This is a genomic window from Roseateles sp. P5_E1 (assembly GCF_054049335.1).
The window spans coordinates 45566-64879 of record NZ_JBFUMN010000008.1; the positions used below are offsets into that span (position 1 = coordinate 45566).

15 protein-coding genes are annotated in these 19314 nt (G+C 67.5%); all 15 read left to right on the top strand.

Annotation, left to right across the window (positions count from 1 at the left end):
• Positions 1-15 precede the first annotated feature (15 nt).
• Positions 16-3018, top strand: a complete 3003-nt coding sequence (infB, locus tag ACXJKJ_RS10250; RefSeq protein WP_457390025.1) for a translation initiation factor IF-2 — start codon at positions 16-18, stop codon at positions 3016-3018.
• Between the two features lie 101 nt (positions 3019-3119).
• A complete protein-coding gene (rbfA, locus tag ACXJKJ_RS10255) occupies positions 3120-3500 on the top strand; it encodes a 30S ribosome-binding factor RbfA (RefSeq protein ID WP_457390026.1) in 381 nt (126 codons plus the stop codon).
• Positions 3493-4449, top strand: a complete 957-nt coding sequence (gene truB, locus ACXJKJ_RS10260; RefSeq protein WP_056196710.1) for a tRNA pseudouridine(55) synthase TruB — start codon at positions 3493-3495, stop codon at positions 4447-4449. The genes rbfA and truB overlap by 8 nt, the downstream gene beginning before the upstream one ends.
• Before the next feature lie 24 nt (positions 4450-4473).
• The gene (gene typA / locus ACXJKJ_RS10265) at positions 4474-6297 is read left to right on the top strand and encodes a translational GTPase TypA (protein ID WP_056196714.1); all 1824 of its coding nucleotides are present in this window, start codon (positions 4474-4476) and stop codon (positions 6295-6297) included.
• Between the two features lie 103 nt (positions 6298-6400).
• Positions 6401-7273 carry a DMT family transporter gene (locus ACXJKJ_RS10270; protein ID WP_457326210.1) on the top strand — a complete coding sequence of 291 codons (873 nt, stop codon included), beginning with the start codon at positions 6401-6403 and terminating at the stop codon, positions 7271-7273.
• Positions 7270-8385: an enoyl-CoA hydratase/isomerase family protein gene (locus ACXJKJ_RS10275; RefSeq protein WP_457355797.1), complete on the top strand. Its 1116-nt coding sequence runs from the start codon at positions 7270-7272 to the stop codon at positions 8383-8385. Before ACXJKJ_RS10270 ends, ACXJKJ_RS10275 begins: the two co-directional genes overlap by 4 nt.
• 86 nt (positions 8386-8471) lie before the next feature.
• Complete coding sequence (locus ACXJKJ_RS10280) at positions 8472-9053, top strand: lectin-like protein (RefSeq protein ID WP_457325510.1); 582 nt, start codon at positions 8472-8474, stop codon at positions 9051-9053.
• Between the two features lie 120 nt (positions 9054-9173).
• A complete protein-coding gene (gene dusA / locus ACXJKJ_RS10285) occupies positions 9174-10127 on the top strand; it encodes a tRNA dihydrouridine(20/20a) synthase DusA (protein WP_457390089.1) in 954 nt (317 codons plus the stop codon).
• A 50-nt stretch (positions 10128-10177) separates the two neighbouring features.
• A complete protein-coding gene (locus ACXJKJ_RS10290) occupies positions 10178-11632 on the top strand; it encodes a serine hydrolase domain-containing protein (RefSeq protein ID WP_457390027.1) in 1455 nt (484 codons plus the stop codon).
• A complete protein-coding gene (locus ACXJKJ_RS10295) occupies positions 11629-12582 on the top strand; it encodes an MBL fold metallo-hydrolase (protein WP_457390028.1) in 954 nt (317 codons plus the stop codon). Before ACXJKJ_RS10290 ends, ACXJKJ_RS10295 begins: the two co-directional genes overlap by 4 nt.
• Positions 12557-13147, top strand: coding sequence for a methylated-DNA--[protein]-cysteine S-methyltransferase (locus ACXJKJ_RS10300; protein WP_457390029.1), 591 nt, complete (start codon positions 12557-12559; stop codon positions 13145-13147). The genes ACXJKJ_RS10295 and ACXJKJ_RS10300 overlap by 26 nt, the downstream gene beginning before the upstream one ends.
• A 15-nt stretch (positions 13148-13162) precedes the next feature.
• Positions 13163-14395 (top strand): DEAD/DEAH box helicase, encoded by a 1233-nt coding sequence (locus ACXJKJ_RS10305; protein ID WP_457390030.1) that lies wholly within the window; start codon positions 13163-13165, stop codon positions 14393-14395.
• 3 nt (positions 14396-14398) lie between these two features.
• Positions 14399-14887, top strand: coding sequence for a CYTH domain-containing protein (locus ACXJKJ_RS10310; protein WP_457390031.1), 489 nt, complete (start codon positions 14399-14401; stop codon positions 14885-14887).
• Between the two features lie 229 nt (positions 14888-15116).
• On the top strand, positions 15117-17561 hold the full coding sequence (locus ACXJKJ_RS10315; RefSeq protein WP_457390033.1) for a TonB-dependent receptor: 2445 nt from the start codon (positions 15117-15119) through the stop codon (positions 17559-17561).
• Positions 17562-17736: 175 nt separating this feature from the next.
• Positions 17737-19314 (top strand): ABC transporter substrate-binding protein, encoded by a 1578-nt coding sequence (locus tag ACXJKJ_RS10320; RefSeq protein WP_457390034.1) that lies wholly within the window; start codon positions 17737-17739, stop codon positions 19312-19314.

The following is a 19314-nucleotide window of genomic DNA, read 5'->3' on the forward strand; positions in this document are numbered from 1 at the left end:
TTGAAGGATCCCCACATGGCCGTGACTACCGTCGCCCAATTCGCCGCCGAGCTGAGCAAGCCGGCGGGCACGCTGCTGGAGCAGCTGCATGCCGCGGGCGTCAAGAAGTCTTCCGTCGACGACTCGCTGAGCGAGAACGACAAGGAACGCCTGCTCGACCACCTGCGCTCTTCCCACGGCACTGCCGGTGCGGATCGCAAGAAGATCACGCTCGTCAAGAAGTCGACCACCGAGATCAAGCAAGCCGATGCCAGTGGCAAGGCCCGCACGATCCAGGTCCAGGTCAAGAAGACCCGCACCTTCGTCAAGCGTGACGACGAGGTCGCTGCCGGCCCTGACGACGCCGAACTGGTGCGCCGCGAGGAAGAAGCCCAGGCCCAAGCCACCGCGCTGCGTGCCCAGGAAGAGGAACTCGCCGCCAAGGTGAAGGCTCGCGAGGACGCCGAGCGCGCCGCGCGTGAAGCTGCCGAGGCGCGCCGCGCCGAGGAGCAGGCTGCCGCCGAAGCCGCCGCCAAGGCCGCTGCCGAAGCTGCCGCTGCAGCTGCCGCCGCCAAGCCGGAGGTCACGCCCGTCGAGCAGGCCGAGGCCCGCCAGCGCAATGCCGCTGCTGCCGCCGCCGAAGCCGCCGCGATCAACAAGGCCGCCTCCAAGCGCGGTGCCAAGGCCGCCGCGCCTGCGCCCGAGCCTGAAGTCGTTGCGCCGCCGCCGCCCGCACCTGCGCCTGATGTCGTCGCCCCGCCACCGCCCGCGCCCGAAGTGGCCAAGCCGGCGCTGCGCGTCGTCAAGGCCGTCGATGCCGCTGCCGAAGAGAAGCAGAAGCAGGACGACCTGGCCCGCCGCCGCAAGGCCGCCGAGGACGAGGCCGCCAAGATCCGCGCGATGATGAATGCACCCAAAAAGGTGCTGGTCGCGAAGAAGCCCGAAGAGCCCAAGCCGGCCGAAGCCGCCGCGGGCATCAAGGGCACCATCCACAAGAAGGCCGGCACGCCGGGCGCAGCACCTGCTGCAGCCGGCGCAGGCGCCGGCAAGCCGGGCGACAAGAAGTCGGTCAAGTCCGAGAAGCTGTCATCCAGCTGGGCCGATGACGCCGCCAAGAAGCGTGGCCTCAAGACCATCGGCGCCGGCCCCGCCGGCGCGAACCGCCCGGGTGGCGGCGGCAACTGGCGTGCTCCGGCGCGCGGTGGTGCCGGCGGACGTCGTGGTGGCAATGACCGTGGTGGCAATGGCCAAGGCAACTTCCAGGCACCTGCAGAAATGCAGATCCAAGAGGTGCATGTCCCCGAGACGATCTCGGTGGCCGACCTCGCCCACAAGATGTCGGTCAAGGCCGCCGAGGTCATTAAGCAATTGATGAAGCTGGGCCAGATGGTCACCATCAACCAGCAGCTGGACCAAGAGACGGCCATGATCCTGGTCGAGGAAATGGGTCACAAGGCCTTCCCCGCCAAGCTGGACGATCCGGACGCCTTCCTGGAAGAAGAGGGCACCGCCGAGCAGGAGCACGAGTCGCTGTCGCGCGCCCCGGTCGTCACCGTCATGGGCCACGTCGACCACGGCAAGACCTCGCTGCTGGACTACATCCGCCGTGCCCGCGTCGCCGCAGGCGAGGCTGGTGGCATCACGCAGCACATCGGTGCTTATCACGTCGATACGCCGCGCGGCATGATCACCTTCCTGGACACCCCGGGTCACGCGGCCTTCACGGCGATGCGTGCCCGCGGTGCCAAGGCAACCGACATCGTCATCCTCGTTTGCGCGGCCGACGACGGCGTCATGCCCCAGACCAAGGAAGCCATCCACCACGCGAAGGCGGCTGGCGTGCCGATCGTGGTCGCGATGACCAAGATCGACAAGCCCGACGCCAACGTCGAGCGCGTGAAGAGCGAGCTCGTGGCCGAACAGGTCGTGCCGGAAGAATTCGGTGGCGAGTCGCCCTTCATCGGCGTGTCGTCCAAGACCGGCCAGGGCATTGACGACCTGCTGGAGCAGGTGCTGCTGCAGGCCGAAGTGCTGGAACTGAAGGCGCCGGTGGCCTCGATGGCCAAGGGCCTGGTCATCGAAGCCAAGCTGGACAAGGGCCGCGGCCCGGTTGCGACGGTGCTGGTGCAGAGCGGCACGCTCAAGCGCGGCGACGTCGTGCTGGCTGGCTCCACGTTCGGCCGCGTGCGCGCCATGCTGGACGAAGACGGCAAGGCCTGTACCGAGGCTGGCCCGTCCATCCCGGTCGAAATCCAGGGCCTGACCGAAGTGCCGCAAGCTGGCGATGAGTTCATGGTGCTGGGCGACGAACGCCGCGCCCGCGAGGTCGCGACCTTCCGTTCGGGCAAGTACCGCGACGTGAAGCTGGCCAAGCAGCAGGCCGCCAAGCTGGAGAACATGTTCAGCGAGATGGGCGCCGGCGACGTGCAGACGCTGCCGCTGATCATCAAGAGCGACGTGCAGGGCTCGCAGGAAGCGCTGGCCGCTTCGCTGCTCAAGCTCAGCAACGCCGAGGTCAAGGTGCAGATCGTCCACGCGGCGGTTGGCGGCATCAGCGAGAGCGACATCAACCTCGCCATCGCTTCCAAGGCCGTCATCATCGGCTTCAACGTGCGGGCCGATGCCGGTGCGCGCAAGCTGGCCGAAGGCAACGCGGTCGATCTGCGTTACTACAGCATCATTTACGACGCTGTGGATGACGTGACCAAGGCGATGTCCGGCATGCTGGCGCCCGAGCAGCGCGAAGAAGCGCTGGGTACGGCCGAGATCCGCGTCGTGTTCGTCGCTTCCAAGATCGGCACGGTGGCCGGCTCCATGGTCACCAGCGGTTTGGTTCGCCGTGGCGCTCGCTTCCGACTGCTGCGCGAGAACACCGTCGTCTACACGGGCGAGGTGGACTCGGTGCGCCGCGAGAAGGACGACGTCCGCGAAGTCAAGGAAGGCTTCGAGTGCGGTATCAAGCTCAAGAACTACAGCGACATCAAGGAAGGTGATCAGCTCGAATTCTTCGAGATCAAGGAAGTGGCCCGCACGCTCTGACCTCCAATCCCGAGGGTTAACCCCGCCCCTCGGGGCGGGGTTTGTTCTTTGTTGGCTGTCCGCGCGTGAACCGCGCAAACAGCCTGATCAGGAAACCTGCCATGAGACACAAACGCGCCATCCCCAACCGAGCTTTCCGAGTCGCCGACCAGATCCAGCGTGATCTGGCGGAGCTGATCCGCGAGCTCAAGGATCCGCGCATCGGCATGGCGACGATCAATGCGATCGAGGTCACGCCCGACTACGCCCATGCCAAGGTGTTCTTCTCGGTACTGGTCGGTGACCCGAAGGAAACGCAGGAAGCGCTGAACGAGGCCGCGGGTTTCCTGCGCAACGGCCTGTTCAAGCGCCTGCAGATCCACACGGTGCCGACGCTGCACTTTCAGTTCGACCGCACCATCGAGCGTGCCGCCGAGATGAGTGCGCTGATCAACAGGGCCAACGCGACACGCGCAATAGAAGACGAGGAGCCGAATGACTGAGGCTGTCGTCACTGCGAGGCCTGCTCGGGTACGCATCCAGCGTCGCCCGCTGCATGGCGTGTTGTTGCTCGACAAGCCGCTGGGCTTGTCGAGCAACGACGCGTTGCAGAAAGCCAAGTGGCTGCTGCGCGCCGAGAAGGCCGGCCACACCGGCACGCTGGACCCGCTGGCCACCGGCCTGCTGCCGCTGTGCTTTGGCGCCGCGACCAAGTTCAGCCAGGTCAGCCTCGACGCCGACAAGCGCTATCTCGCAACCCTGGCGCTGGGCATCCGCACGACCACCGGCGACGCCGAAGGCGAGGTGCTGGAGCGCCGTGACGCCGACGGCATCACGCAAGCGCAGATCGCTGCCGCCTGCGCCGCCTTCACCGGCGAGATCGACCAGATGCCGCCGATGTACTCGGCGCTCAAGCACGAGGGCAAGGCGCTGTACGAATACGCCCGCGCCGGCATCGAGATCGAGCGCAAGAGCCGTCGCGTGACGATTCATGCCATCGACATCGTCAGCGTGCAGGCTGGTACCGTGACCCTCGATGTCCGCTGCACCAAAGGCACCTACATCCGCACGCTGGCCGAAGACATTGGCACTGCACTCGGTTGTGGCGCTTCGCTTGCCGCACTGCGCCGCACCGGCTCCGGCAGCCTGACGCTGGACGGCAGCATCACGCTCAGCGGCCTGGAAGCCCTGCCCGAAGAACAACGCGCCGCGCTGCTGACCTCACCCGACCGCCTGCTGGCCGAAGCCCCCGAGCTTCGTCTGCCTGCCGACGAGGCCGCACGCTTCCTGTCTGGGCTGCGCCGCCGCGTGACCGCAGCCGACGCCGAGCGCGTGCGTGTCTACGGCCCCGAACCCCGCGCCTTCCTCGGCAGCGCCCACATCTCCTCTGGCGAACTGATCGCCGACCGCCTGTTGACCCCGCCGGAGGTCCAGGCTCTGCTTTCCGCCTGACCCGGTTTTCTTCCAAGCATCACCATGACCACCCCGATCCGCAACATTGCCATCATTGCCCACGTCGACCACGGCAAAACCACCATGGTCGACCAGCTCCTGCGCCAGAGCGGTACCTTCGCCGACCACGAAAAGGTCGTCGACACCGTCATGGACAGCAACGCCATCGAACGCGAGCGTGGCATCACCATCCTGGCCAAGAACTGCGCGGTGTCGTGGGGCGGCACGCACATCAACATCGTCGACACGCCCGGACACGCGGACTTCGGCGGTGAAGTCGAGCGCGCACTGTCCATGGTCGACGGCGTCGTGCTGCTGATCGATGCCCAGGAAGGCCCGATGCCGCAGACGCGCTTCGTGACCAAGAAGGCACTGGCCCTGGGCCTGAAGCCTATCGTCGTCGTCAACAAGGTCGACAAGCCGGGCGCCAAGCCCGACGCCGTCATCAATGCCGCCTTCGACCTGTTCGACAAGCTGGGCGCCACCGACGAGCAGCTCGACTTCCCGGTCGTCTACGCCTCCGGCATCAACGGCTGGACCTCGCTGACCGAAGGCGCGCCCGGCGAGCAATGGGGCCCCGACATGTCGGCCCTGTTCGACACGGTGCTGAAGCACGTGCCCGCCCAGTCGGGTGATCCCGCTGCACCCCTGCAACTGCAGATCTCGGCGCTGGACTTCTCCACCTTCGTCGGCCGCATCGGCGTGGGCCGCATCAGCCAGGGCACCATCAAGACCGGCATGCAGGTCGTCGTGATGGAAGGTCCGGACGGCAAGGCTGTCAATGGCCGCATCAACCAGGTGTTGACCTTCCACGGCCTGGATCGCGTGCAGGTCACCGACGCCGGCCCGGGCAACATCGTGCTGATCAACGGCATCGAAGACATCGGCATCGGCGTGACCGTGACCGACCCGGCCAACCCGTCGCCGCTGCCCATGCTGAAGGTCGACGAGCCGACGCTGACGATGAACTTCTGCGTCAACACCAGCCCGCTGGCCGGCCGCGAAGGCAAGTTCGTCACCAGCCGCCAGATCTGGGACCGCCTGCAGAAGGAACTGCAGCACAACGTGGCTCTGCGCGTGAAGGAGACCGACGAAGACGGCATCTTCGAGGTCTGCGGCCGCGGTGAACTGCACCTGACCATCCTGCTGGAAAACATGCGCCGCGAAGGCTACGAGCTGGCCGTTTCCAAGCCGCGCGTGATGTTCAAGGACGTCGACGGCGAGAAGCAGGAGCCGATGGAGCTGGTGACCGCCGACGTGGAAGAAATCCACCAGGGCGGCGTCATGCAGGCGCTGGGCCTGCGCAAGGGCGAAATGCTCAACATGGAGCCGGACGGCCATGGCCGCGTGCGCCTGGAGTACCGCATCCCGGCCCGTGGCCTGATCGGCTTCAGCAACGAGTTCATGAACCTGACCCGCGGCTCGGGCCTGATCTCGTCGATCTTCGACGGCTACGAGGCCCACAAGGGTGATATCGGCGGCCGCAAGAACGGCGTACTGATCTCCATGGACGACGGCGAAATCTTCACCTACGCCCTGGGCAAGCTGGACGATCGCGGCCGCATGTTCGTCAAGCCCAACGACCCGGTCTACGAAGGCATGATCGTTGGCATCCACAACCGCGACAACGACCTGGTCGTCAACGCGACCCGCACCAAGCAGCTGACCAACTTCCGCGTCTCCGGCAAGGAAGATGCGATCAAGGTCACGCCGCCGATCGAGCTGACGCTGGAGTACGGCGTCGACTTCATCGACGACGACGAACTGGTCGAGATCACGCCCAAGAGCGTGCGGGTTCGCAAACGCTTCTTGTCCGAGAACGAGCGAAAGCGTGCTCAGCGGAGCTGACACGCTTTCGCTGGCGCGGCGCCTTGAGCTCCCCCCAGCCCCCCTTCAGGAGGGGGTTCTAGTCAGTTGATTGCCCGCGCCCCGAAAGGGGCGCTCTTCGTTGATGAGCCACCGGTCTGCTGTTTTGCTGATGCTGCTGGTCACGCTGATGTGGAGTTCGGCGGGCGTGGTCACGCGGCATCTGGATGCAGCGCGTGGATTCGAAATCACGTTCTGGCGCAGTGCCTTCAATGCGCTGGCACTGGTGGCCATCCTCGGCATGATGCGGGGCAAGGCGTTGTGGTCAGCCATGCGTGGCGGTGCGGTCTGGGCCTCAGGCCTGTGCTGGGCCGTCATGTTCACGGCCTTCATGGTGGCGTTGTCGCTGACGACGGTGGCCAATGTGCTGGTCACGATGTCGCTGTCCCCCCTATTCACGGCGATATTTGCGCGGTTCTTTCTGCATCAGCCGATTCCCGCCCGCACCTGGTGGGCGATTGCCGTGGCTGGCGCGGGCATCGCGTGGATGTTCGGTGGTCAGCTGGGCGGGCCGCTGTTGGGCGTCATCGTTGCGCTGGGCGTGCCGCTGGCCGCCGCCAGCAATTGGTGCCTGCTGCAGAAGGTGGGGCAGGGCGACACTGACATGCTGCCCGCGGTGCTGATCGGTGCTGTGATCTCCATGGTGTTCACACTGCCGCTGGCCTGGCCGTTGCAGGCCAGTGCGCACGACCTGTCCCTGCTGGGTTTTCTGGGCGTCTTCCAGCTTGCCGTTCCCTGTCTGCTGGCCGTGCGCCTGGCGCGCGAGCTGCCGGGCCACGAACTGGCCCTGCTCGGCCAGGCGGAAACCCTGCTCGGCGTGCTTTGGGCCTGGGCTTTTGCGGGCGAACACCCAGGCAGCGCGGCCCTGATCGGCGGTAGCCTCGTGCTTGCGGCGCTGATCGCCAACGAAGCGCTGGCGCCTCCTACTGTCAAACCCGCCTCCTTGAATAACGCATGAGTGACCTGATCCCGACCCTGGTGTCTGACGGCCATATCCTGGCCGACGTCAACGGCTGTCTCGGCCTCATCACGCTGAACCGCCCGCAAGCGCTGAATGCGCTGTCGCTGGCCATGATCCGCGACATGACGGCGCTGCTGCGCCACTGGGCGTCTCGACCGGAGATCCAGGCCGTCGCAGTGCTCGGCGCGGGCCGCGAAGGCAAGGCGCCGGCCTTCTGCGCGGGCGGCGACATCCGCTTCTTCCACCAGGCCGCTCATGCCGGTGACCCGGCGCTGGAAGACTTCTTCACTGAGGAATACCGCCTCAACCACCTGATCCACCACTACCCCAAGCCCTATATCGCGCTGATGGATGGCATCGTCATGGGCGGCGGCATGGGTATCAGCCAGGGCGCCAAGCTGCGCGTGCTGTCCGAGCGCTCCAAGCTGGCGATGCCCGAGACCGGCATCGGCCTCTTTCCCGATGTCGGTGGTGGCTACTTCCTCGCCCAATGCCCCGGCCACGTCGGCGAATGGTTGGCACTGACCGGCCAGGCCATTGCGGCCGGCGACGCCATCGAATGGGGCCTGGGCGACGTCTATGTGCCGGCGGCGCAATGGGCCGACCTTGTCGAAGCGCTGAGGGCCAGCCCCCAGCCCAGCGCCGAGCACGTCATCGCGACCGTCATGGAGTGTGCCGATCTCGCCCCCACCGCCGACCCCAAGGCCGCCGCCGAACGCATCGACCGCCATTTTGGCGAGCCGACACTGGCCGGCATCCTGGCATCCCTGGCCGCGGCCGATGACGACTGGGCGCACCAGACCCGCGAGACGCTGTTGACCCGCTCGCCAACCATGATGGCGGTGACGCTGGAGCTTGTGCGCCGCGGCCGCAAGCTCGGCCTGGCCGACGATCTGCGCCTGGAGCGTGATCTGGTGCACCACGCCTTCCATTTGCGCGGCGCGGCCCGCAGCGAGACCGTCGAAGGCATTCGCGCGCTGGCGGTCGACAAGGATCACGCACCGCGCTGGAGCCCAGCCTCGGTCGCCGATCTGGACGCGGGTGAGGTGGCCGCCTTCTTCGTCAGTCCCTGGCCTGCGAACGAGCATCCGTTGCGCGACCTGAGCTGAAGCTGTCGCCCCCTGGATCGGGGGTTGGCCTGGCGCGGGCATCTCCACACACTCGCGAAAATTTTTCACGTTCGACGGAGACAACAATGCGCAAAGTGCTCATGACGGCCTTGCTGGCCACCGGCCTGTTCGGCCAGGCTGCCCAAGCCTCGCCGGTGCTGTGGGATTCCGCCTCCGGCGGCAATGACCACTACTACGAGTTCTTCGACGCCAACGTCAGCTGGGACGATGCCTTCACGGCGGCCCAGAGCGCGAGCTATCTGGGCATGACCGGCTACCTGGCCACCATCACCAGCGCCGGCGAAAACCGCTTCGCTTCCGTCACCGTGGCCGGTGGCATCCTGGCATGGCTGGGCGCTTCGGACGCCGGCAATGAAGGCACTTTCACCTGGCGTGATGGTCCCGAGAACGGCCAGGCCTTGACCTACACCAGCTGGAATCCGGGCGAGCCGAACAACTGCTGCGGTGGCGAGAACTACCTGCAGACCAACTTCGGCGCCGTCATGGGCTGGAACGACCACGGCGGCCCGGGCAATGCTGGCCAGATCAACGGCTATCTGGTCGAGTTCAGCGCCGCCCCCGGCACCGTGCCCGAGCCGGCCAGCCTGGCCCTGGTGATGGCGGCCGCCCTGGCGGGCGTTGGCGTGTCCCGCCGCCGCAACCGCTAAGCCCTCACGGTTCAGCATTTCTCAACGCCCGCGTCAGCCCGACGCGGGCGTTGCCATTTGCGGGCCGGGATAATCCGCTGCGTGACTGCTTTTTCTCCCTGGCGCCTGTCCGTCGCGCCGATGATGGACTGGACCGATCGCCATTGCCGCCATTTCCATCGGCTCATCACCCGCCATGCGCTGCTCTACACCGAGATGGTGACGACCGGCGCCTTGCTGCATGGCGACCAACCCCGTCATCTCGACTTCAACGACACCGAGCACCCGGTCGCGCTGCAGCTGGGTGGCAGCGATCCCGCCGACTTGGCCGCCTGCGCCAGGCTTGCCGAGCGCTGGGGCTACGACGAGGTCAACCTGAACTGCGGCTGCCCCAGCGAGCGAGTGCAGAAGGGCGCCTTCGGGGCCTGCCTGATGGCCGAACCCCAGCTGGTGGCCGACTGCGTCAAGGCCATGCGCGATGCCACCTCGCTGCCGGTCACCGTCAAGCACCGCATCGGCATCGACAAGATTGAGAGCTACGACTTCGTCCGCGACTTCGTCGCCACCGTTGCCGAGGCCGGCTGCGAAGTCTTCATCGTGCATGCCCGCAATGCCTGGCTGCAGGGCCTTTCTCCGAAGGAAAACCGTGAGATCCCGCCGCTGCGCTATGAGCTGGTGGAGCAGCTCAAGCGCGAATTCCCGCAGCTGACCATCGCCATCAATGGTGGGTTGAAGACGCCAGACCAGATCGCCGAGCAACTGGTCGTGCTGGACGGCGTCATGATCGGCCGCGAGGCCTATCACGAGCCCTGGAGCATGGCGCAGTGGGACTCGCGCTTCTTCGGCCAGCCTGACCCGGCGGCGTCGCGCGAGCAGGTTGAAGACGCCTGGCTGGATTACCTGGATCGCGTGCATGCCGCTGGCCGCTCCTGGTCCCATGCGATGCGCCACGCGCTGGGCCTGTGGAACGGCACGCCCGGCGCACGCCGCTGGCGCCAGGTCTGGAGCGACCATCGCCTGAAGACCCTGCCGCCGCGTGAGGTGGCCGAGCGCGCCAACGCGGCGCGTGTGCAAGGCGCGTCGGTCGCGGCATGACGACCGGCCGCGGCGCGGCCCTCGGCGAGCATGTGAGCATGCATCCTTCCATGACCCGAACCGCCGCCCTGGCGCTGTGCCTCGCCGTGGCGGGCAGTGCCCATGCCGCACCCTGCGAAGAGCAGCGGGGCGCCGCCGCCCGCCGACAAGCCGTCGAGCAGGGCCTGCTGCCTGCGGTGGTGTTCGACGGCGAGGAGCAACCGCAGACACTGGCCGCTCGCATGGCCGAGCACGGCGTGCCCGGCCTGGCCGTGGCGGTGCTGCGCGGCGGTGAGGTGGACTGGGTGGCCGTGTACGGCCGCCGTGCGATGCAGGCGCCGGCTGTCAGTTGCGACACGCTGTTCCAGGCCGGCTCGCTGGCCAAGCCCGTCACGGTGCTTGCCGCGCTGCGCCTGCAGGACGCCGGCCGGCTGGACTGGGACCGCGACGTCAACGGCCTGCTCACGTCGCTGCGCCTGCCTGCGGGCCGGCAGGCGCCCGATTACCCCGTCACGTTGCGTGGGCTGCTCGCGCACACCGCGGGCATCACGCCGGGGGGCTACCCCGGCTACGCCCAGGCCGGCCCCGTGCCGACAGTGTTGGAGGTGGCGACCGCGGCACCGGGCACGAACACGCCGCGGCCCGAGGTCGTGCTGCCGCCCGGCGAGCAGCTGCGCTATTCCGGCGGCGGCTACACGCTGGCCCAGATCGCTCTGCAGGATAGCCAGAAGCTGGCCTTCGAGCCGCTGATGCAGCGCTGGCTGTTCCAGCCGCTCGGCCTGCGCCATGCCACGTTCGCACTGCAGCGCCAAAGCGCCGGTGGCGATGTGGCGGCCGGCCACCAGGGCGACGCCGCGCCGGTACCGGGCGGCTGGCTGCACCTGCCCGAAAGCGCCGCGGCCGGCCTGTGGTCCGACGCGGGCGACCTCGCCACGCTGCTGACGGAACTGCGCAAGGGCTGGCAGGGCCGCAGCCAGGTGTTCCGCCAACCCGGCGTGCGCACGCTGCTTGGCACGCCTGTCGAGGGGCATCTCTACGGCTTCCGGCTTATCGGCGAAGGGGAACAGCAGGTCCTCGTCCACTACGGCGGCACGACGGGCTACAACGCCGGCATGGCCATCAACCTGCACACGGGTGATGGTGTCGTCTACCTGGCTAACGCCGATGCGGGCCGGGCGCTGAGCGCTGAACTGCTGGCGGCCGTGTCACGCGCCTATGGCTGGACGCAGTTCCGCGAGACGCGCGTGCGCCGGGCTGCCGTGGACGAGGCGGCTCTGCAAGGCCTCGCTGGGCGCTACCTGTTCGCCGCCATGGGGGTGCGCGTGCAGATTGAACAGGCCAAGGCGCAGCTGACCCTGGTGTTTCCCAACGGTGACCGTCTGGCGCTGACGCCCATCGCCGCCGATGGCGTGCCGCTGCAGTTCATCCATCCCACCGGCGTGCGCGTTGGCTTCCAGCGCAATGAGTCCGGCGCAGTGACGATGCAGCTCTATGGCGACCAGGGCGTGCGCGAGAACTCGCCATGACGAAACTGCGGCGCGCGTGGGCCGCCGTGCTGTGCCTGGCCGCCGCGGCGGCGGTGACGGCGCAGCCGCTCGCGCTCGGCGTCGTCCTGGTGCCCGGTGGTTTCGGGGCTGGCCGCCAGCCCGACGGCAACAGTCTGCTGCTGCAGGGCGATCAGGGCTGGCTGCTGATCGACAGCGGCCGCCACCGCGCTCATGCCGAAGCGGCGCTCGCGGCGGCGGGCGGGCAGGTGAGGGCGGTGCTGAACACGCATTGGCACCTCGACCACCTCGGCGGCAACGCCTGGTTGCGTTCGCAAAGGCCTGGGCTTGAAGCCTGGGCGTCGCCCGCGGTAGCGAAGGCGCTGGCGGCCGATGGCTGGCTGGACCGCTACCGCCGCCAGCTGATGGAGGCCATTCCCACGGCACCGCCCGATCAGGCGGCCGTCATGCGCGTTGACCTCGAACTGCTGAACCAGGCTGCGGCCCTGCGCCCCGATCGTGAGATTGGGACAGCCTCGGCCCGGACCATCGCCGGCCGCCGCCTGCAGATCGGCATCGAAACCGCCGTCAGCGGTGGCGACTTGTGGGTGTTGGACGCGGCCACCGGCACACTGGCCGCTGGCGACCTTGTCACGCTGCCGATGCCCTTCATGGACACCGCCTGCCCACCCGCCTGGCGCGAGGCGCTGGCACGCCTCTCCGCCCAGCCTTTCCAGCGCCTGGTACCTGGCCATGGTCCGGTCATGAGCCGCGCCGATTTCGAGCGCTGGCGTGGCGGCTTCGAGGCCCTGCTGGACTGCGCCGACCAGGGCCTGCATCCCGGAGCCTGCGCCGCCGTCTGGCGCTCGCGTGTGGACAGCTGGCTGGACGATGCCGGCCGAACCCGCGTCAATGGCATGCTTGGCTACTATTTCAAGACCCTGCTGCAAGCACCGACCGAACAACGTGAGCGATTTTGTCGACGACCCTGACATCGGCCCGGTGCTGCCGGCCGGCGAGCCGCTTTGGGCTCACAGCTTCGACACGGCACTGGGCCGCTGCGGCGTTGTCTGGAGCGAGCGGGGCATCGTCGCCTCGCTATTGCCTGAAGCCAGCCCGGCGCGACTGAAGCGCCGACATCCCACCGCCGAACTGACGACGGAGCTGCCCGCCCACATCGCCCATGCCGTCGATGGCATTCGCGCACTGCTGGCCGGCGAGGCGCGTGACCTCGGCGACGTCGTCCTCGACGAGCGCGGCATCCCCGAGTTCCGCCGCCAGGTGCATGCGCTGACCCGCGCCATCCCGCCCGGGCAGACCCGCACCTACGGCGAGATCGCCACGGCCCTCGGCCAGCCCGGTGCGGCGCGCGCGGTCGGCCGCGCCGAGGGCGACAACCCGTTTCCGCCCATCGTGCCCTGCCACCGCGTGATGGGCGCAGGCGGCGAGCCCACGGGATTCTCGGCGCCGGGCGGCGTGGAGACCAAGCGGCGCATGCTGCTCATCGAGGCCCGCGCCGTCGGCCAACTCGCGGGCGATCAGCAGAAGTTGTTCTGACCGCGACAATCGCGCATGTCCTTTTCTTCCCTGGGCCTCTCGCCCGCCCTGCTGCGCGCCGTGCGCGAACAGGGCTATCACGCGCCGACCGCCGTGCAGTCGGCTGCGTTGCCTCCCATTCTGGTCGGCGCCGACGTGCTCGCGCTGGCGCAGACCGGCTCCGGCAAGACCGCTGCCTTTGTGCTGCCGCTGCTGCAACGCCTGGTCGCCGCGCCGCCTCGCCCAGGCCCGCGTGCGTTGGTGCTGGCGCCGACGCGTGAGCTGGCCGCCCAGACGGCCGAGCTGATGCGCAACGTCGCCGCGCTGCTGATGCACCGGCCCAAGGTGGCGCTGGCCTTTGGCGGCGTGTCCATCAACCCTCAGCTGATGGCGCTGCGCGGCGGCTGCGACGTGATGGTGGCCACGCCGGGCCGCCTGCTGGACTTGATCGACCACAACGGCCTGACGCTGGCCGGCGTGGAATGCCTGGTGCTGGACGAAGCCGACCGGCTGCTCAACGCCGGCTTTGCCGACGAGTTGCAGCGCGTGCTGGCGCTGGTGCCCGCACGGCGCCAGACCCTGCTGTTCTCCGCCACCTGCCCGCCTGCCGTGCAGGGGCTGGCCGAGCAGTTGCTGCGCGAGCCGGTGCGCATCGACATCCAGGAGGCACCGCCGCAGATCACGCAGCGTGCCATCCAGCTCGACCGCGCCCAGCGCCTGCCCGCACTGCGGCAACTGCTCAAGGATGAGGCCTGGGATCGCGCGCTGGTCTTCGTCGCCAGCCGCTACACGGCCGAGCTCGTATCGGACAAGCTTTTCGCCCATGGCTTCAAGGCCGGCGCCTTGCATGGCGAGCTGAGCCAGGGTGCACGCAGCGACGTGCTGGCGGCGCTGAAGAACGGCAGCGTCAAGGTGCTTGTCGCGACCGACGTCGCCGCCCGCGGCCTGCACGTCGATGCGCTGGACGCGGTCGTCAACTACGAGCTGCCGCGCTCGGCCGCCGACTACACCCACCGCATCGGCCGCACCGGTCGCGCCGGCGCCACCGGGGTGGCAGTCAGCTTCATCTGCGCAGACAGCGCCGAGAACGCCGAGAGCCATTTCCGCCTCATCGAGAAGCGCCAGGGCCAGCGCGTGCCACGCGAGCGGCTGGAGGGCTTCGAGCCCGAGACAGTCGCCACCGAAGCCCAGGCCATCGGCGGCATCAAGAGCACGACGCGCAAGAGCAAGAAGGACAAGCTGCGCGAAGCCGCGGCGCGTGGGGAATGAGCGATGGGCATTGAGATCGAACGCAAGTTCCTCGTCACCGGCGACGGTTGGCGCCCGCCCACCGAGCGCCAGACCCGCTTCAGCCAGGGCTATCTGAGCCGTGACCCGGCCCGCACGGTGCGCGTGCGCATCGCCGGTGAACGGGCCTTCCTGACCATCAAAGGTGCGACCCAAGGGGCCACGCGGGCCGAGTTCGAGTACGAGATTCCACTCATTGATGCCCGACAGCTGCTGGCGCTGTGCGATGGCCCGCTCGTCGAGAAGATCCGCCACCTGTGCCCGCATGAGGGCATGACCTGGGAGGTTGACGAATTCCTGGGAGCCAACGCCGGCCTCGTGGTCGCGGAAATCGAGCTGGCGGCCGAGGGCCAGGTCTTTGCCCGGCCGGACTGGCTGGGTGCCGAAGTGACCGGCGATGGCCGTTACGTCAATGCCAACCTGGCGGTGAACCCGTTCACGCGCTGGCCGGCCGGCCGGGCCGCGGACTCGTAACACGGCGAGTTCGACACCCATGGCCTGCGCCGGGCCATGACGCAGGTCAAAGCGGACGCTCATCCTCGTCTGGCGCCTCGCCTCTCGCCTGCCTACACTGCAAGAGTTCGGCGATACATCTGGAGACAACGTGAAACACGCTCCAACGCTCCGCCCGAGGCTCCCGCAGACAGTAGTCGCGCTAGCCACTCTAGCGATGGTCGTCGCCGCACACGCGCAGGACACGCCCTTGAGCGCTGGACCTGCCGCCAGCGCCCCCTCGTCCGCAGCGACAGCCCCGTCGACGCCCCCGGCGGCCAACCGCCTGAGCCTGGATCGGATGGTGGTCACCGGCACGGGTGTGGCCCGCCGCAAGTTCGACACGTCTTACGCCGTTTCGAGCCTGTCGGCGTCGGACATCGACAAGCTTGGACCGCTGAACACGGCGGATCTCCTCGGTCAGGTGCCGAGTGTGCAGGCCGAAGCTACCGGCGGCGAGGCCCAGAACATCTATCGCGTGCGTGGCATTCCGAACGAGTCGAACTTCTTCACGTTCCAGGAAGACGGCATGCTCATCTACGGGGAGAACGACGGGTACTTCTTCAAGGGCGACGTCATGCTCCGACCGGACCTGATGACCCAGAGCGTCGAGATCGTCCGCGGTGGCCCAGCGCCGATCTTTGCGGACAACGCCGCCGCCATCTTCAACCTGATCACGCGCCAGGGCGGTGAATCGCCCGAGAGGGGCGCCCGGCTCACCCTGGGCGACACCGGCCTGTATCGCTTCGACGGCTTCGCCTCCGGCAAGCTGGCCGACCGAACCTACTACGCCGTCGGCGGCTTCTACCGCAAGCACAGGGGCTACCGCGACAACGGCTTTCCGAGCGACACCGGCGGTCAGTTGCGGCTGAACATCCGGCACAGGCTGGACAACGGTGAAGCCAGGTTTTTTGCCAAAGTCTTCGACGACAGCAATGTGTTCCTGCTGCCTATTCCCGTGGCAGACCCGCGCGATCCGTCCAAGTCGCTGAACCCCTACATCGACTACTTCAAGGGCACGCTGAATTCGCCCTACCTGCGCAACGTCAAGTTCATCTACCCGACCGTGGGCGGCGCGGGCAGTGCCACCGAATCGCGTGACCTGTCCGACGGCCGGCACCTGCGCTACTTCAACACCGGCGTTGATCTCAACCTCAACCTGGGTGGGTGGCAGCTCAGCGAGAAGCTGAGGCTGACGAAAGGAAAACTCGACTTCGATGCCTTGTACTCGACCGTCAACCCGGCGGACGCCAACGCCTTTGCCGCCAGCTTCCTGACTGCCTCACGCACGGCGTTCGGTGCCGGCGTCAACCGCCTGGGCTACACCTACGCCGGCCAGTCCGCGGCCTACGACCCGTACGCTGCATCGGGCCTGGTTGCGCAGGCGGGCTACCGCTCGATCCAGAACGACTTCAACACCATCGCCAACGACCTGCGCGTGACCCGCGACTTTGAACTTGCAGGCCGGCACAGCCTGACCGGCGGCCTGCTGCTGTCGCGCTACAAGTCCACGATGAACCTGCGCTTCCAGGACTTGCTGCTGGAGTTGGCCGGCAAGCCCCGGCCGCTGGACCTGGTTGCCTATGACGCCGGCGGCGCCGTGCTGGGCCGCGTCACCGACAACGGCGTGCTGCGCTACTCGTCCACGCTGATCGGCGGCGAGTCCACGGTCACCCAGACATCGGTCTACCTGGCCGATACCTGGAAGCCGGCGCCGCAGACCGCGCTTGATTTCGGTGTCCGGCGCAGCGGCTACAAGGGTGACGGCTACAGCAAGAACACGGCCCGGTACGACCTGGGCAACGCCGCCACCCTGGCCGACAACTCGACGCTGGGTTACACCGGCGTCAACGCCCCGCGCCCGATTGACGGCCACCCGACTTCCTGGACCGTCGGTGTCAATCAGGAGCTCACGCGAGCCATGGGCGTGTATGCGCGCGCCTCCGTGGCCTACCGTCTGCCGGGCGAAATCAACGTCTACACATTCGCTGCGCCGACGACGACCAAGGCCAAGCAGTACGAGGCCGGCTTGAAGTACTCGACCGAGCCGTTCTCGGCTTTCGCCACCGTCTTCCTGAGCCAGTTCAAGCCCTTTGCGACGACGGTGGCCGAAATCAACCCCGCCACTGGAACCATCACGAATCAGGTCTTCATCGGCGACGTGAAGAGCCCTGGCGTGGAGTTCGAATTCTCGTGGCGCCTCATTTCAAGTTTCACGTTGGACGGCGCTGCGACCTACAGCCCGGCCAAGTCCGGCAACATGGTCAGCGCCGCCGGCAACCAGTCGCTGACGACCGAAGGCAAGTTGCCCATCCGCCAGCCCAAGGCCTGGGGCAATATCCGTCCCACCGTCCACTTCGCCGTGGCGGACTGGCAGGCCAGCGCCTATGCCCGCTTCAACTTCACTGGAAGGCGCTACGTCGATCTGCAGAACACGACGGCGCTGCCGGCCTACCAGACCCTGGCGCTGGGCACGTCGGCCAGCAGGGGCGGCACCACCGTGCAGCTGATGGTGGACAACGCCACCAACGCCAAGGGCCTGACCGAAGGCAACCCGCGCGCCGATGCGGTGGCCGGGCAGGGTTCGGCCGATGCCATCTATGGCCGACCGCTGTTTGGCCGCAATGTTCGCCTGACGCTGACCCAGGAATGGTGACTCGAGCGGCACAGGGGCCGGTACGGCCAAACACCAATCCGCGGACTGGAGATGTGGAATAGAGTGGGATCGAGGTTGGTGAGCACGGCTTGGCTCGATTCGGTGGGTTGCGCAAGGCCCTCCGATATCGACGCACCCCCGGCCTCATGGAGGCGACATGACTCTGAGCAGGCTCATGGGTGCATGCCTGGTGCTGTTGACCGGCTGGATCCCGCTGGCACAGGCCGCTGACGGCCCGGAGGCCAACGCGCCCGTCAGGCCCGAGAGCACCACCGTCACGGTTGGCCAGGCCAACGATGTCCCCGTGCCGCGTGTGCTGCCAGCCTGCGCGCCGGGTACGTGCCTGTTTGCGGGTCAGAAGGTGACGGTGATCGCCACCAAGAGCGCGATCAGCGTGGCGCTGCTCGAAGTGAAGCAGGAGTTCGAGGCGGCCACCGGTGCTCAACTCGACATCGTGCGCTTGGCCGGTGTGGAGCACTACCCGACCATCATCTCGGACATGACCACCCACACCGGCAAGTACGACGCGTCGATTGCCGCTGCCTGGTGGGTCGGCGACATGGTGGCTGGCGGGCACCTGCTGTCGTATGAGAAGTTCTACAACGACCCGCGATTTCCGAAGTGGGACATCGACGACGTACTGCCCGGCCCGCGCACCCTGCTGTCCTACGGCGGCAAGAAGTACATGGTCGCCTACGACCACGACGGCCAGGTGCTGTACTACCGTCGCGACTTGCTGAACCACCCGCGGCACCAGGCGGCGTTCAGGCAGAAGTACGGCTACCCGCTGGCGGTGCCGCAGACCTGGGCGCAGTTGCGCGATGAGGTCGAGTACTTCAACGGCCAGGACATGAATGGCGACGGCACGCCGGATCACGGCATCGTGCTGGCGCTGCAGCCGGGCAGCCAGGGCATGTTCAATTACATGACGCTGTCGGCGTCGTTCGTCATCGGCCCCACCAGTGCGCGGCTGTACTGGTTCGACCCGCAGACGATGGAGCCGCTGATCAAGAGCCCCGGCCACGTGCGCGCCCTCGAGTTGTTCGTTGAACTGGTGAAGTTCGGCCCGCGCGAGATGCTGACCTGGAACCATGGCCGTGGCTGGGACCATTTCCTGGCGGGCCGCGCGGCGTTTGCGCTCACCTGGGGCGACCTCGGCGCGCTGGCTCAACAACAGGGCAGCAAGGTCAGGGGCAAGACCGGCGCTGCGCCGGCGCCCGGAACGCACGCGTACTACGACATCGCGCGGGGCAAATGGACCAGCACCGCAGGCGTCAACCAGGTCGGCAACACCAGCGGTGCCTCCTGGGCCGGCGTGATTTCCAAGTATTCGAAGGTGCCCGAGGCCGCGTACTTCCTGCTGGCGCTGCTGGCGGCGAAGGAGAAGTCGCAGGTCTATGCGGCGCGGGGCTGGGACGGCGTCGATCCGGGGCGCAAATCCCAGATGCTGCCGCCTGAAGGCACGGGCAGCCTGGCGCCGTATCTGCGAGCGAACTGGGACCCGGCCGACGTCCGCGACTATCTCAGCGCGTTCGAACGCACTTTCAGCAACAAGCAGCAGATCCCCTACCTGCGAATCCCTGGAACCTACAGCTATGTGCTGGCGCTGGATCTGCGCCTCATGCAGGCGGCGGCCGGTCAATTGAGTCCGGCAGAAGCGCTCGAGGCCGCTGCCGTCGATTTCGAAGAGATCACGATCCGGCTCGGCCGCGAGCGGCAACGAGAGGCGTATCGAACTTCACTGGGCTATTGA

Excerpts from the sequence above, each read along its gene's own strand:
- ACXJKJ_RS10310 (WP_457390031.1), top strand. The coding sequence starts at position 14,399 with ATGGGCATTGAGATCGAACGCAAGTTCCTCGTCACCGGCGACGGTTGG.
- ACXJKJ_RS10275 (WP_457355797.1), top strand. The coding sequence starts at position 7,270 with ATGAGTGACCTGATCCCGACCCTGGTGTCTGACGGCCATATCCTGGCC.
- dusA (WP_457390089.1), top strand. The coding sequence starts at position 9,174 with ATGATGGACTGGACCGATCGCCATTGCCGCCATTTCCATCGGCTCATC.
- ACXJKJ_RS10270 (WP_457326210.1), top strand. The coding sequence starts at position 6,401 with ATGAGCCACCGGTCTGCTGTTTTGCTGATGCTGCTGGTCACGCTGATG.
- ACXJKJ_RS10305 (WP_457390030.1), top strand. The coding sequence starts at position 13,163 with ATGTCCTTTTCTTCCCTGGGCCTCTCGCCCGCCCTGCTGCGCGCCGTG.
- typA (WP_056196714.1), top strand. The coding sequence starts at position 4,474 with ATGACCACCCCGATCCGCAACATTGCCATCATTGCCCACGTCGACCAC.
- infB (WP_457390025.1), top strand. The coding sequence starts at position 16 with ATGGCCGTGACTACCGTCGCCCAATTCGCCGCCGAGCTGAGCAAGCCG.
- ACXJKJ_RS10280 (WP_457325510.1), top strand. The coding sequence starts at position 8,472 with ATGCGCAAAGTGCTCATGACGGCCTTGCTGGCCACCGGCCTGTTCGGC.
- ACXJKJ_RS10320 (WP_457390034.1), top strand. The coding sequence starts at position 17,737 with ATGGGTGCATGCCTGGTGCTGTTGACCGGCTGGATCCCGCTGGCACAG.
- ACXJKJ_RS10290 (WP_457390027.1), top strand. The coding sequence starts at position 10,178 with ATGACCCGAACCGCCGCCCTGGCGCTGTGCCTCGCCGTGGCGGGCAGT.
- rbfA (WP_457390026.1), top strand. The coding sequence starts at position 3,120 with ATGAGACACAAACGCGCCATCCCCAACCGAGCTTTCCGAGTCGCCGAC.
- truB (WP_056196710.1), top strand. The coding sequence starts at position 3,493 with ATGACTGAGGCTGTCGTCACTGCGAGGCCTGCTCGGGTACGCATCCAG.
- ACXJKJ_RS10295 (WP_457390028.1), top strand. The coding sequence starts at position 11,629 with ATGACGAAACTGCGGCGCGCGTGGGCCGCCGTGCTGTGCCTGGCCGCC.